The sequence below is a fragment of the Rossellomorea sp. NS-SX7 genome (assembly GCF_052828565.1).
Map to the genome: position 1 here is coordinate 2,158,375 of NZ_CM128249.1, position 13,619 is coordinate 2,171,993.

General features: G+C 40.6%; 14 protein-coding genes. 5 read left to right on the plus strand and 9 right to left on the minus strand.

Translation table 11 applies throughout. The annotated features are described in order from the left end of the window. Positions 1–99 precede the first annotated feature (99 nt). The gene (locus ACUXV2_RS10725; RefSeq protein ID WP_446247049.1) at positions 100–1,311 is read right to left on the minus strand and encodes an MFS transporter; all 1,212 of its coding nucleotides are present in this window, start codon (positions 1,309–1,311) and stop codon (positions 100–102) included. A gap of 160 nt (positions 1,312–1,471) precedes the next feature. Continuing rightward, a complete protein-coding gene (locus tag ACUXV2_RS10730; RefSeq protein ID WP_446243206.1) occupies positions 1,472–1,999 on the minus strand; it encodes a YhcN/YlaJ family sporulation lipoprotein in 528 nt (175 codons plus the stop codon). 163 nt (positions 2,000–2,162) lie between these two features. Between ACUXV2_RS10730 and ACUXV2_RS10735 the strand changes: the two genes are divergently transcribed. Continuing rightward, the gene (locus ACUXV2_RS10735; RefSeq protein ID WP_446243207.1) at positions 2,163–2,888 is read left to right on the plus strand and encodes a ZIP family metal transporter; all 726 of its coding nucleotides are present in this window, start codon (positions 2,163–2,165) and stop codon (positions 2,886–2,888) included. Positions 2,889–2,937: 49 nt separating this feature from the next. Here the strand turns inward: ACUXV2_RS10735 and ACUXV2_RS10740 are convergent, their stop codons facing one another. Continuing rightward, positions 2,938–3,366, minus strand: coding sequence for a DUF4395 domain-containing protein (locus ACUXV2_RS10740; RefSeq protein ID WP_446243208.1), 429 nt, complete (start codon positions 3,364–3,366; stop codon positions 2,938–2,940). Positions 3,367–3,490: 124 nt separating this feature from the next. Beyond that, entirely contained in the window at positions 3,491–3,931 is a 441-nt protein-coding gene (locus tag ACUXV2_RS10745; protein WP_446243209.1) for a ferritin family protein, read from the minus strand. Positions 3,932–4,175: 244 nt separating this feature from the next. On the opposite strand from ACUXV2_RS10745, the gene ACUXV2_RS10750 reads away from it, so the two are divergent. Further along, positions 4,176–5,777 carry an ABC-F family ATP-binding cassette domain-containing protein gene (locus tag ACUXV2_RS10750; protein ID WP_446243210.1) on the plus strand — a complete coding sequence of 534 codons (1,602 nt, stop codon included), beginning with the start codon at positions 4,176–4,178 and terminating at the stop codon, positions 5,775–5,777. A 173-nt stretch (positions 5,778–5,950) separates the two neighbouring features. Here the strand turns inward: ACUXV2_RS10750 and recQ are convergent, their stop codons facing one another. The 4 genes from recQ to ACUXV2_RS10770 all read right to left on the minus strand — a co-directional run bounded on the left by recQ (position 5,951) and on the right by ACUXV2_RS10770 (position 9,163). Continuing rightward, positions 5,951–8,098 carry a DNA helicase RecQ gene (gene recQ / locus ACUXV2_RS10755; RefSeq protein ID WP_446243211.1) on the minus strand — a complete coding sequence of 716 codons (2,148 nt, stop codon included), beginning with the start codon at positions 8,096–8,098 and terminating at the stop codon, positions 5,951–5,953. Positions 8,099–8,304: 206 nt separating this feature from the next. Then, complete coding sequence (locus ACUXV2_RS10760; protein ID WP_446243212.1) at positions 8,305–8,448, minus strand: hypothetical protein; 144 nt, start codon at positions 8,446–8,448, stop codon at positions 8,305–8,307. Between the two features lie 145 nt (positions 8,449–8,593). After that, the gene (locus ACUXV2_RS10765; protein WP_446243213.1) at positions 8,594–8,809 is read right to left on the minus strand and encodes a cold-inducible protein YdjO-related protein; all 216 of its coding nucleotides are present in this window, start codon (positions 8,807–8,809) and stop codon (positions 8,594–8,596) included. A 222-nt stretch (positions 8,810–9,031) separates the two neighbouring features. Then, positions 9,032–9,163, minus strand: a complete 132-nt coding sequence (locus ACUXV2_RS10770; RefSeq protein ID WP_446243214.1) for a YuzL family protein — start codon at positions 9,161–9,163, stop codon at positions 9,032–9,034. A 140-nt stretch (positions 9,164–9,303) separates the two neighbouring features. Here ACUXV2_RS10770 and ACUXV2_RS10775 point away from each other — a divergent pair, with 140 nt between their 5' ends. From ACUXV2_RS10775 to ACUXV2_RS10785, 3 genes are all read left to right on the plus strand, one after another. Further along, on the plus strand, positions 9,304–10,818 hold the full coding sequence (locus ACUXV2_RS10775; protein ID WP_446243215.1) for a spore germination protein: 1,515 nt from the start codon (positions 9,304–9,306) through the stop codon (positions 10,816–10,818). Between the two features lie 76 nt (positions 10,819–10,894). After that, positions 10,895–12,007, plus strand: a complete 1,113-nt coding sequence (locus ACUXV2_RS10780) for a GerAB/ArcD/ProY family transporter (RefSeq protein ID WP_446243216.1) — start codon at positions 10,895–10,897, stop codon at positions 12,005–12,007. Further along, positions 12,007–13,161: a Ger(x)C family spore germination protein gene (locus ACUXV2_RS10785; protein WP_446243217.1), complete on the plus strand. Its 1,155-nt coding sequence runs from the start codon at positions 12,007–12,009 to the stop codon at positions 13,159–13,161. Before ACUXV2_RS10780 ends, ACUXV2_RS10785 begins: the two co-directional genes overlap by 1 nt. A gap of 46 nt (positions 13,162–13,207) precedes the next feature. Here ACUXV2_RS10785 and ACUXV2_RS10790 read toward each other — a convergent pair whose 3' ends face one another. Beyond that, positions 13,208–13,570 carry a DUF1033 family protein gene (locus ACUXV2_RS10790; protein WP_446243218.1) on the minus strand — a complete coding sequence of 121 codons (363 nt, stop codon included), beginning with the start codon at positions 13,568–13,570 and terminating at the stop codon, positions 13,208–13,210. Positions 13,571–13,619: the final 49 nt, after the last annotated feature.

Genomic DNA, 13,619 nt, shown 5'->3' on the forward strand with positions numbered 1-13,619 from the left:
AGAAAGAACAAAATACTACATACCCAACGTTCCCTATTATAACAGGGACTTATAAAGAATGCAGGAGCCCGTCTTTTAACCAGGGCCCCTGCATCGTGATTAATAACGATTATACGCCCTCACTGCTTCGTCAGTTGGAAGTAAAAACGTGAGCATGCCCAGTAATGGGAGGAAGCTGCATAGAATCATGACAAACCGTATTGAATAAAAATCCGCGAGCCCTCCGAATAAAACTGCACCTACTGCGCCCATACCGAATGCAAGTCCCACTGTCAGACCTGAAACCATTCCGATTTTTTTAGGCAATAGTTCTTGTGCATATACGACAATGACACTGAAGCTCGATGAAATGATGAATCCGATGCAAAAAATAACCGGGAATACGATGGACAACGATAAATAAGGAAGTGCCAATGTTAACGGGGCAGCACCCAGCATCGAAAAAAAGATGATATTCCGTTTACCAAACTTGTCCGCCAATGGACCGCCTAAGAATGTGCCAAGAACCCCCGCAAACATAAATGCAAAAATATAAGCCTGCGCTTTCTTGATGGATAATCCGTAATCTTCTATTAAATAAAATTGATAATAATTCGATAAGCCAGCTCCATACCAGGAGCGGGCAAATACTAAAAACACAACCAACACCATCGCCCACTTAATCTTTCTATGAATAGGTGAAGGTTTCCCATCTGCTTTATTCCGGACACGTTTTGTTTCTTTTGTTTTTATCTGGCTTGAATACCATTTTGATACTTTTAATAATATAAGTATCCCCATGATTGCAGCAATTGAAAACCAAAGTGCCCCCTTTTGTCCGAATGGAACAAAAATGAATGCCGTAATCAAAGGAGCGAGCGACTGTCCCGTGTTCCCCCCCACCTGATAAATCGACTGAGCGAGCCCCCTTCTCTGTCCCGCCGCCATATAAGCGACTCTTGAACCTTCGGGGTGAAAAATGGCTGAACCAAAGCCGATAAACAAAACAGACAGAATGATCCATAAAAAATGACCCGATAGTGCAAATCCAACAAGGCCGATCAAACTCGAAAGCATCCCCAAAGGTAATAAGTAGGGTCGGGATTTCATATCTGCATAATAACCAAACACAGGCTGCAATAATGAAGACGTCATGTTTAATGCAAAAGCAATCCATCCAATTTGAGTATAACTTAACTGGAGAGATCTCTCGATGATTGGAAACATGGCGGGAACCACCGATTGTAACGTATCATTGATGAAATGTCCTGAACTGATGGCAAATAGGATTCCATAAATTGTTGCATTTTGTTTCTTATGTACTCTTTTCATGGCTGCCTGGGCCAAATGATCTCCCCCTTAATTACTTCGGTATGCTAAATAGTATAATGAACTTCATCGCAATTTTGTACCTTTCTCTTCAAACAACGATTAAGAATCATAAAGAAAGCCGCCGAGTCATACTCGACGGCTTTCTTTCAATACCTATTTATTATTCCCGATCCGGGAATACCCGCTGAAGAACATTAACTAATTCGTCTCCAAATCCTTCTATCGGTTCTCCATTTTCTGCCCTGTCAGCATAGCCTCTCATTCGATCAAAAAAGTCCGGATTGGTAGAAACGTAAACATTATCTATCCCAGCATCTACATCTCTGATCTGTTTTGCAACTTTATCTTCAAGTTTCTGACTTACTCCGTCTTCGCCGTTTTCCAATACCGCAGCAACGTATGCGTTTCTTTCAGTGGTCAGAACATACGCTCTTTTCACTTCCTTTAAGTCTGCCACATTATTTGCGGCTTCTTTTGATAATGAATAATTTTCTCTCACCGAATCACGCGTTCCGGTATCGTTAACGTTCATATAATCGCCTGTGCGATCCCGGTCATATCCTACCCTTTCAAGGGCATTATTATCATTCATGCCCTGCTCATTCATGTTATCATTGTTCGTTCCGCATCCAGCTGCTGCCCCTGAAACCATTATTCCAAGGAAAGTAACGATAAGATACTTTTTCATATTGTTTCCTCCTTATGTTTGAATCGTCGATTTTACTATCTCCCATACTGGGAATAACTATTCAAAAAGACTCTTTTGTTTGAAGAAAAAATCATAAGGGGAATTATTCAGTTGAATGTAAAGCTGAGTAATTTCCATACTACTAATATAAGGAGGACGTGAGATGGTTCAGGCAGCGGTTTGGGGGGGAGTTGCAAGTTTATCATTATTTTTGGGTGCCCTGATAGGCATTTTCTTCAAGATACCCAAAAGGGTCACTGCTTATATCATGGCATTCGGAACAGGGCTTATTATCGGTTCCGCTACCTTTGATTTACTTAGCGAAGCCAGTGGCAACGCAAATATTATCCATGTTACCTCCATGTTTTTGTTGGGTGCAGCCATTTTTACCGCATTTGAATTGTGGATATCCCAAAAAGGAGGAAGTCAGCGGAAGCGCTCAAAGAAAAACCCCCATAATCATTCCGGATTAGCCATTTACATAGGCACCCTTATGGATGCCATACCGGAATCCATTATCATCGGGGTGAGCTTTCTAGGAAGTCAATCCATCCAATGGGTCTTTATTGCTGCTATTTTTATTAGTAATTTTCCTGAAGCGTTGTCGAGCAGCATAGGATTAAAACTTGATCAGTACAGCACTAAAAGGATTTTGATTCTTTGGGGCAGTGTTGTGGTGGTATCTTCCCTAAGCTCTCTATTGGGATACACCTTTTTACAAAATGCACCAGAAAGTATCGAATATATCATAGGAGCATTTGGTGCCGGGGGACTGCTAGCCATGGTTTCCTCTACCATGCTGCCAGAAGCTTTTGAAGAAGGAGGGCCGATGGTAGGGTTCATTTCCGCAGCAGGAATTATCCTCTCATTTATCTTCACAAATCTATAATGAAGAAGGACACACCTCGGGTAGATGAGGTGTGTCCTTTTTTATATGATCACTCTTTAATGATTTTCTGTTTATATTGCAGACGCTGCCATTGATAACGTATGAAACATCCGATGCAAAAACCCGCTAGAGCAATTGATGCAGCGAGTAAAACCATCCCGGAGAACACATAAAACCCTATTGTCCAATGAAACAATCCGCTGATCAGAGCAGTTCCAAGGCAAAAGGCTGCGATTACTGCATTGAATCTCTGTTGGCCAGCATCCTCAGGACGGTAGGCATCGGCTTCTTTCCTTAAAAACAATCTACCTATTTTCATAACGGGATTATATTTGAAAAGAGCTCCTGATAAAACCGTAACAAACGGAATCCATAAAAGCCATTGAAGCTGAAACACCCAGGAAAAAATGACAAAAGTTACAATAAACCACTGATTCAGGTCCACAAGAGGTTTCGGTATGGTATGTTGAACACTCACTTTAATTCATACCTTTCTGATTGGAATTTATGTAATTATAGTGTACTCCATTGTATAGGATAAATCAAAATAAAAAACCGAAAATCACTGCCCAATTTTTTCTTCAGTGATTTTCGGTTTCTTCTTATAAATTTCTGAGTATCTGAGCATGACGCTGTTCATCATAAGCAGCCCTGGTGAATCTCCTTTTTGCACGCGGCTCAGTAAGCCGGTTTGCAATCGAAAGATAAAACGGAACCGTTTCTGATTCATCTTTGATGCTTTCTCTGATGCCCTGTCTGTAATTCGTCGGAAGGTCTCTTGGTTTGACCAGGTCAATGCGTGGATACCTGCCGGTCAATTCAAGATAGACTTGAGAAAATGCATTAAAATGCCGAATTTCATCCTGTCTTATTCCAAGTATCGCCTGGCGGGCATTATTATCAGGCGCCAGTTCCGCCAATTGTGTATAGTAGGATATTGCCTTGAATTCATCATTTATCGCTTTTTGGATATCCCTTCTCAATGTCTGATCGATTTGTCTAGGAAATCCACTCTCTTCGTATGGATAGTAATAATACCCCACATTCATTCCTCCTCTATCTAACTCATTACAAACTATGACAAGAGCCCATCCATTGTGACTCATGGAAATAATCGTCACCATGAAGAAATAAAAATCCCCCACACTGTTCACTGTAAGAAAATTCTAAGTTAAACGACTACACACCATCGATGAATTCAGACATGCCTGGATTCTCCTAAACGCTATCTTTTTCACCCATTCACATGTTATAATCTTTTAGATTGAGTAATGGGAGGTAGTATGAATGATTCAAGTATCAGATGTAAGCTTACGTTTCGGTGACCGCAAGTTATTCGAAGACGTGAATATAAAATTTACTCCTGGGAACTGCTACGGTTTAATCGGAGCAAACGGTGCAGGAAAATCAACATTTCTAAAAATACTCTCTGGAGATATTGAAGCACAGACGGGAAATGTTTCGATGTCTCCCGGTGAGCGCCTTGCTGTATTGAAGCAGGATCACTTTGAGTATGAAGAATATGAAGTATTGAAAGTCGTCATTATGGGACATACCCGTTTATACGAAGTGATGCAGGAGAAAGATGCCATTTACATGAAGGAAGATTTCTCTGATGAAGACGGTATGAGAGCAGCTGAATTAGAAGGTGAGTTCGCTGAATTAAATGGATGGGAAGCGGAATCCGAAGCTGCCATTCTATTAAAAGGCCTTGGAATCGGTGAAGATCTTCACGCCAAACAGATGTCCGAGCTTACCGGTGGAGAAAAAGTAAAAGTCCTTCTTGCTCAGGCACTTTTCGGGAAACCGGATGTCCTGCTTTTGGATGAGCCTACCAACCACTTGGATATCCAGGCGATTCAATGGCTGGAAGAGTTCCTGATTAATTTTGAAAATACGGTCATTGTCGTATCCCATGACCGTCATTTCCTCAACAAAGTATGTACACATATCGCCGACCTTGATTTCGGGAAAATCCAAATCTATGTCGGAAACTATGATTTCTGGTACGAGTCCAGCCAGCTGGCACTTAAAATGGCTCAGGATCAGAATAAAAAGAAAGAAGAAAAAATTAAAGAGCTCCAGGCTTTCGTTGCGAGATTCTCTGCCAATGCTTCTAAATCGAAGCAAGCGACTTCCCGTAAAAAACTCTTGGATAAAATCTCTCTCGATGATATCAAACCAAGCTCCCGCCGCTACCCTTATGTTCAGTTCAAGCCCGAACGTGAAATCGGTAACGACGTATTAAGGGTCGAAGGCCTTACGAAAACAATCGACGGGGTGAAAGTTTTAGACAACGTCAGCTTCATCATGAACAAGGAAGATAAAATCGCTCTTGTAGGATCAGATGAAATTGCTAAAACGACTCTGTTCAAAATTCTTTCGGGAGAAATGGAGCCTGACAGCGGTTCTTATAAATGGGGTGTCACAACATCTCAAGCTTATTTCCCTAAAGACAACTCTGAGTACTTTGAAGGTTCCGAACCAACACTGGTCGATTGGCTGCGTCAATATTCCCCGGAGGATGAAAGTGAAACATTCCTGCGCGGATTCTTGGGACGCATGTTATTCTCCGGTGAAGAAGTGCTTAAAAAGCCTAGTGTACTTTCAGGGGGAGAAAAAGTCCGCTGTATGTTATCCAAGATGATGCTGAGCGGCTCAAATGTCCTCTTATTGGATGAGCCTACCAACCACTTGGATCTTGAGTCCATCACTGCATTGAATAATGGATTGATTGCCTTTAAGGGAGCCATGATTTTCGCATCCCATGACCATCAGTTCATTCAAACAATCGCAAACCGCATCATTGAAATTAAGGATGGAGGAATCATTGATAAGCAGACTACTTATGATGAGTTCCTTGAAATGAAAGCATCTCAGAAAGCTTAATAGCGGTTCATGCACGTTATGGTTTGAATGGTTCATTACAGAAAGTAATGTAAATTCCAAACAATAACTAAAGACGCACTGGATTCCATCTTGGAATAACCAGTGCGTTTTTTTGTGATCATTTGGTTGGAATAGCGTCCATCTGGAAAGGGAAGAACTTTTCTTGAAATACCCTATTCATTCTCCATTTTCTGTTTCGCCAGATATCCTTTAATCTGAAAGTAAGTTATCTCTGGGGGCAGCTCTTCTTTAATAGGCTTCAAAGGTTTCTCCCCGACTTTATTGACCGCTGATGCAATCATCGATTCCTCTTCATCAGTAAAGAATATGCTCCAATCATGGAAGCGTCCTTCCTCATAAGAACGGATAATGTGATTTTCTATAGTAGCGGTACTCATATCGCGTGTAGCAGCGATTTGTTTGATACTTTTGTTCTCGGTGAACAATTGTAATGTGACCATATGGGATGGTTCATCCGTTTGTGCCCTGACCTTGCGGGGTGATGATTCACGGGACTCTTTTTGTTCAACCTTACGGGTATATTCTTCGTTACCCTTTAAGAATGAACGGATTTCATTCATGAACATTTCCCCGTAGCGCTTCAGTTTGCTCTCGCCCACTCCGCTTACATTCAGAAATTCAATGTCATTGGATGGCTGTTTCATGCACATATCATGCAAGGTTTTATCAGAGAAGATGACAAAGGGCGGCACCCCTTCTTCATCTGCGATGGACTTGCGCAGTGTACGAAGTGCAAGAAATAATTCATCGTCATTTGATAATCTTGGAGCGGCATTCACCAGTTTCTTTCTGTATACTTTCCGATCACCAAGCAGTACTTCTTTACCTTTAGCCGATACCTTTAGTATAGGATAGCTTCCGCCTTCCACATCGATGATTCCTTCGGCGATCAAATAATCAATGAATAATCCCACTTCCTTCTGTGATTCCCCTTTTAGCAAACCGTATGTTGATAATGTATCAAATCGGAAATCCTTAATTTTCTTCCCCTTTGATCCAGTCAACACACCACTGATTAGGGAAGTTCCGAAACGTTCATTCATGCGCATCATGCACGAAAGGACCATTTGAGCTTTAACGGTTACGTCTTCCGACTCCCTGTCGTCGAGGCAATTACTGCAATGACCGCATTCTTCGTCGATCTCTTCCCCAAAATAAGAAAGAATATAGTTTTGAAGGCAGGACTCTGTATGTACAAAGTCCACCATGTCCCTCAATTTTTGAAGTTCATTTTGATGTAATTCCTGGCTCATCACATTCTGCTCAAGGATATACCGCTGCGTTTGAATGTCCTGTGGTGAAAATAGCAAGATGCATTCACTCTCGACACCATCTCTCCCCGCTCTTCCTGCTTCTTGGTAGTATGCTTCCATGTTTTTGGGAATTTGATAATGAAGTACATAGCGTACATTCGATTTATTGATCCCCATTCCAAATGCGTTAGTAGCGACCATCACCATGATCGAATCATTCAGAAAAGCTTCCTGTTGATCCAGTCTTAAAGAATCAGACAGACCGCCATGATATTTGCCAACAGACATTCCTTTCTTTTCCAAATAGGCATGGACATTTTCTACTTCTTTTCGCGTTGCACAATAAATGATACCCGGCTGCTGTCTGTTCTTCTGAACATATTCGCCAACCCAGCGTTTCCTGTCCTCACCTTTCAAAACATTAAAAAATAAATTATTCCGTTGAAAACCAGTCAATACTTTGTTTTCTGAAGGGATTTGCAAATGGTTGAGGATATCAATTTGAACTTGAGGGGTTGCAGTGGCAGTTAATGCTAAAATAACCGGATTGGAGGAAAGCTGATTTACTGCATGATTTATTCCTAAATAGCTCGGCCTGAAATCGTGTCCCCATTGGGATAAACAATGTGCTTCATCCACAGCGACCAATGGAATGTTCACTGAGTTCAGAAATTTGATGAACTGAGAAGATTCCAGCCGTTCGGGGGCAATGTATAACAGTTTGTATTCTCCAAGCGATATTTCTTCCATTCTTTGTTCCACTTCCCCGGCGCTAAGGGTACTATTAATATACGTTGCCGGTATCCCTTGAAATGTCAATGAATCTACCTGGTCCTTCATGAGTGAGATTAATGGAGAAATGACAAGTGTGATTCCATCAAGCAGCATTGCAGGAACCTGGTAACAGATTGATTTGCCTCCGCCTGTCGGCATGATTCCAGCAGTATTCCGTCCAGATAAGATATTCGAGATAATCTCAGCCTGTCCATTCCTGAATTCCCCGTAACCGAAATATTGCTTTAATACGTCTTGAGCTTCTCTTAACAAATTATGACCTCCCTGCCCTTTTCTACTTTTCATTTTATTCTACTTTCATTCCTGTGCCAATACATAGAAGGATATAAAATTGGAATCATCCCAAACGGCATGTCCTCCTGTTTTAACATTATGTTATATGTAATAAGATAAAGGGTTTAAATGAGTTGTAAAAAAGACTGCACAGTGCCTTCATTCCCTGTGCAGTCTCTTGAAAATCAAAACCACCTGAAGGTATTTTCTTCTTTTTTCGTTTCATTTGCCTCCGATTTTGTAAGTTTCCAAAAGTTGTCCCAGATTGTATGTTCATTCGTTTCGGCCGCTGCCGATACTTCTTTTTCTTTTTTATTTTTGTTAGCCATAGTGCTCCCTCCTTTTTTGCCTGCATACATTACATACTATTCACGAATAAAAAAAGCGTTTAAGAATATACAAACATTTTTTGAGGCAAAGGCGGAGTATTACTGCGAAAAAAAGAATCAATCGTATGATTGATTCTTTTGCGGATCAGGATGATTTCATTGTAGGGTGAGGATTATCTACTACTTGCAGGACTTTCGTTGATTTTTCCATGTCAGCGTTGCAAAGCGGGCATTTAGGGGTTTCTTCACTCTTGAAGTTATCCCTCATCCACCCTTTACATTCATCAGAAGAACAAGCCCATATTTCTGTTTCCTCAGTTTTTATTTCTTCTTCTACTTGATTTCGACGACCAAAAGCCATTGAATGTCCTCCTTTAAGATAAGCAGGATTTCCATGCCAGGCACGAAAAAACTGATTGTGGTGATGTTGCACAGCAGATTTAAAAGCTGGTTATATAATGGAAACTGGATGTAATGTAGGTAAATTTTCTGCGATTAATACCATTATACCATACTTGCTTCCATAATTATATACACAGTCGCCCTGTTGGCCAGAAGCAATCAGATACATATAAAGCTGCCACTATTTTTTCTTCTTCGATCTTGAAGAATCTGCTTTCGTACCACCTGATAATTCTTGATTGGTCGTCCCCTGTCCTTCTACCTGTGGAGACCTTAACATCGCCTTAGATGGATCTTCTTTTTTTCTACTCATCTATCATCACCTCCCCTTTTATCCTTACCATTCCCTGCCTGAATTATGTACGCCACTCTCTGTTGTTCCCTTTTTGAATATGAGTAAGATAAGCAAATCTGGGAAATCTAATCATAAATACCGTCATAGGGTGATGAGAAGTGTTCAGACGTAAAAAAACAACTGCTAATCTAGAAACGAACGCCGCTCATAGCTTCGATATAGAAAATTTCAAACAAGAGATAAAATCGCTTGTTAGCAAAAGTGATGATTTAATCTTTAGGATTCTGAAGCCGCAAAAGCAGAAAATCATCATCATATATTTTGAGGATTTAATTGATGTTATGTCATTAAATGAGGCGATCATCCGTCCTCTTGAAGAAATCAATAGTGAATTGGACGCAGAAACAATTGCAAATAAAATTAACATAGCGAACATTACACGCACCAATCAAATAAGCGAAGTAGTAGAACAGCTTGTGGATGGTTCCGCTTATATTTTCAGAGAAAATGATACATACGGCATACTTGCAGATATCCAGGATAAAGCGACTCGCGGACTCGAGAAGGCGGAAACAGAATCACTAGTGTTCGGTCCCAAAATAGCTTTCACAGAATCGATTTCTAAAAACTTGAATCTGATTCGCTCAAATATCAACGATCCCAAGCTTTGTGTAGAAACGTTAATGATTGGTACACGTGCCAAAAAGAAAGTTCAGATGGTTTACATCAGAGATATAGCGGACGACGAAAACGTTAATACCTTCAGACAGAGAATCATGGATCTTGAGGTTGATAGTATCATCGATTCAACGGTGCTGTCACAGATGATAGAAGACAACTCCATGACCGTCTTCCCTCAATTCATAACAACGGAACTTCCTGATCGTCTCACGATTTCGCTTTTGCATGGAAAGATTGGTCTGCTTGTGGACAGAAGTCCCACAGTGATCATCGGCCCATCTACATTGATGAATTTTTTTGAATCGACTGAAGATATTTATATGAGATGGAATATGGGGACGTTTCTCCGGATTATACGATTCATTGCCATTTTCTTTTCTGTATTATTGACTCCTGCGTATGTGGCCGTGCTCACCTTTCATTATGAAGTGATCCCTTCTGCACTTTTGGTTTCTTTGGGCCAATCACGTTCCAATGTCCCGTTCCCTCCAGTTTTTGAAGCCCTTCTGTTCGAATTTGTCATTGAACTGTTAAGAGAAGCTGGGGCCAGGCTTCCAACGAAAGTCGGCCAGACTATGGGTATCGTTGGCGGTATCGTTATCGGACAGGCTGCTGTGGACGCAGGATTCACCAGTAATATCTTGATTATCATCATCGCTATCAGCGCACTTGGGTCATTCACTGCACCAAGCTATGCGATTGGAGCTGCGGTGCGGATGATTCGATTTCCCATCATTTTAATGGCTGGATTATATGGGGGGGTAGGGATCATGTTCTGTTTTTGTTTCATTCTGATTCATTTATTGAAGGTTACCACACTGGGACGGCCATACTTGTCACCCGTTTACCCTTTTAGATTTTCTGACTGGAAATACAGCCTTTTCCGCGTCCCTTATCAATTCTTATTACAACGCCCGGTAACTAACCGCACAGAAGATTCAACTCGCATTCCCGCTAAAAAGGGGAAGGAGAAAAAAGATGTCGATGAATGAGTTACACTCTTTCCTTCATTATTGACTATGCTGAAAAATCTTTGTGAAACCACAATCTGCAAAAAGGGGGAGAAGAATGAAAGTAAATCTAGAGCCAAAGAAAAATTTAATATTCAACGCTTATTTGGTTGCTTTTATTCTTCATACAGCTCAAATAGGTGTAGGTATAGCAGGAGTTCCAAGGATCGTTTATATGGAATCCAAACAGGATGCATGGATTTCTACCATTGCGTCGGGAATACTTGTTTCCATCGTTCTGTTCATCATGTCAAAATTACTTGCATGTTATTCCAGTGCCGACTTGTACGGCATACAATTTGATCTATTCGGAAAGTGGATCAGTAAACTGTTCAACCTGGTGTACATCATCTATTTTTTGATCGTTACGTATGTGATCATGATGAATTATACAGAGATGGTGCAGGCGTGGATCTTTCCGAAAATGCCTACTTGGCTGCTCGTGGCTTTCTTGGTCTTTTTGGCCAGCTATGCGGTACTTGGCGGTATCAGAGTGGTTGTGGGAGTTACGTTTATTAGCTTATTACTGACTCTCTGGCTGGTGGTTATGATCTACACACCAATCAGGCATTTAGACATCAACCACCTCCAGCCTGTTTTTATGTCGACTTGGAAAGAGCATATGATGGCGATTTATAAGGTCAGCTTTTCAGTGATTGGTTTTGAACTACTATTATTTATTTATCCATACATTAAAGAAAAGAATAAGGCATTGAAGTATGCCTTAATCGGTACATGGTACAGTACGTTTCTATTAACCCTTGTAACAGCGGTAAGTATAGGCTTTTTCTCTCACGAATCTCTATTGAAAACAATCTGGCCTGTTCTCTCCATGTTTAAAATTGTTCGCATTCCCAATCTGGAAAGATTTGAATTCATAGCGGTCTCTTTTTGGATGCTCATCATTCTGCCGAATATTTGCATGTTTTTCTGGGCTGCCACGAGGGGTGTCAAACGCGTTTTTAATTTTCCCCAGAAAAAAGCCATCTATTTCTTTGCCGTTGCACTCTTTGCAGGCAGTTTTCTGGTCGATGATCGATTAACGATGAATAAAGTGACCGACAAAGTGGGTGCCGCCGCCTTTATTTTGTCTTTCATTTATCCCTGTTTCTTATTGATTCTAGTGAAAGTCAAACAGTCATTCATTAAAATGAAAGGAGTAAAAGGATAATGAAACGCTATTTGCTCCTCTTGATTTTGTTGTTACTCATATTCCTCACGGGATGCGTAGAATACAAATATTTAGAGAAATTAGGTTTGATAACGGCTGTAGGATATGACGAAGCGGAAAATAAGGAATTGAAAGGAACAGTTGTACTTTATCAATTCAACCCGGCTATGCAGGATGTGGAAAAAGTACTTACAAGTAAAGCTAATTCTTCTAAGGGCAACCGAATATCCCAAAACTTTGATACAGACCATAAACTTGTTTCCGGACAATTAAGAATAGCCATATACGGCAGGGCATTGGCGAGTAAAGGCATCTCCCATCTCGTTGATACCCTGGAAAGGGATTCGTCTATAGGGAATATGGTTTACTTGGCAGTTTCCGATACGACAGCAGAGGATCTGCTTACTTACCAAATGGTTGAACGCCATTCCAATAAGGGGACCTATTTATATAATCTTGTGAAGCAGAATGTGGAAAGTGAGCTCATGATTGCTCCTACATTGCAGGAATTCATCACAGATTACGGGAGCGTGGGAAAGGATCCCATACTGCCAATCCTATCTACCTCAAATGGCATACTAGGTATCAATGGGTTTGCCATATTTCAAAGGGATAAATTCGTTAAGGAAATTAATAAGGAAGATATGTTTTATATTCGTTCGCTAGTTGAAAACTATCATACTGCCGGAAGCTTTGAAGTCGGTTTGCCCATGGAACGGTTTAAATCACAAATATCCAAAAGTGACATTGAGAGTGAGGAGGAAACGGATGAGGAAAAGAAAGTTTATATTGTATTTGACAGTATAAAGTCAGACCATAAGATTGAGGCTGATAAACAGAATATACCTGCATTTAATATTAAATTAACTATTGATGCACGACTTCATGAAATAACGGAAGAGTTGAAGCTTTCTGATCCGAAAACCCTAAAACTCATTGAAGCGGAAACAAGTAAATATATAGAAAATAAGATCATGAAGAATATCAAGATGCTACAGGAAGTCAATGCTGATCCGATCGGATTTGGAATGGAATATAGGACTCGAAGAAATCATGCATCTCTTACTGACAAGGAGTGGGAGGAAAAGTATAAAGATGCAGAATTCGACGTTAACGTCCAGCTTAATCTCATCAGAACAGGCGTTACGGATTAAATTTCCCCGCTTACGAAAAGGAATGTGGCTGCTGCCACATTCCTTTTTATCGATTCCTTTTATTTAACAAGAGTTGAAGTTCTTCCTTTAGCTTTTCAAGAGTAACATCATTCTCCACAAGATGACCATTTTCAAATAATATGATACCGTGATACATTTGCAGATCATCGTCGCAAGCCTCACAGAATAGTACTTCGCTTTCATCCCAGAATGCAATTGAATTGTACTTCTTTGTCTTCATGTTAGGATATTCCCTGCTTAACCTTTCACTTTCATCCAAATATTTTCTGATTGCTTCTTTTTGATTATCGAACTCCCACTCGGTCACTATATCTCGGGTCCAATTTTCAAAAAACCACCACGGTTCGGCATCACTATGTGTCATGATTACTTTCCAAGTGTTTTCCAATGCTCCACCCTCCTTGCTCTCTCTATCAAATTTTACATAATTACTAGTT

Bases quoted from the DNA above. Each gene is read 5' to 3' on its own strand.
- ACUXV2_RS10770 (WP_446243214.1), bottom strand. From the start codon at position 9,163: ATGAGTAGAAAAAAAGAAGATCCATCTAAGGCGATGTTAAGGTCTCCA.
- ACUXV2_RS10735 (WP_446243207.1), top strand. From the start codon at position 2,163: ATGGTTCAGGCAGCGGTTTGGGGGGGAGTTGCAAGTTTATCATTATTT.
- ACUXV2_RS10730 (WP_446243206.1), bottom strand. From the start codon at position 1,999: ATGAAAAAGTATCTTATCGTTACTTTCCTTGGAATAATGGTTTCAGGG.
- ACUXV2_RS10780 (WP_446243216.1), top strand. From the start codon at position 10,895: ATGAAAGTAAATCTAGAGCCAAAGAAAAATTTAATATTCAACGCTTAT.
- ACUXV2_RS10750 (WP_446243210.1), top strand. From the start codon at position 4,176: ATGATTCAAGTATCAGATGTAAGCTTACGTTTCGGTGACCGCAAGTTA.
- ACUXV2_RS10785 (WP_446243217.1), top strand. From the start codon at position 12,007: ATGAAACGCTATTTGCTCCTCTTGATTTTGTTGTTACTCATATTCCTC.
- ACUXV2_RS10760 (WP_446243212.1), bottom strand. From the start codon at position 8,448: ATGGCTAACAAAAATAAAAAAGAAAAAGAAGTATCGGCAGCGGCCGAA.
- ACUXV2_RS10725 (WP_446247049.1), bottom strand. From the start codon at position 1,311: ATGAAAAGAGTACATAAGAAACAAAATGCAACAATTTATGGAATCCTA.
- ACUXV2_RS10765 (WP_446243213.1), bottom strand. From the start codon at position 8,809: ATGGCTTTTGGTCGTCGAAATCAAGTAGAAGAAGAAATAAAAACTGAG.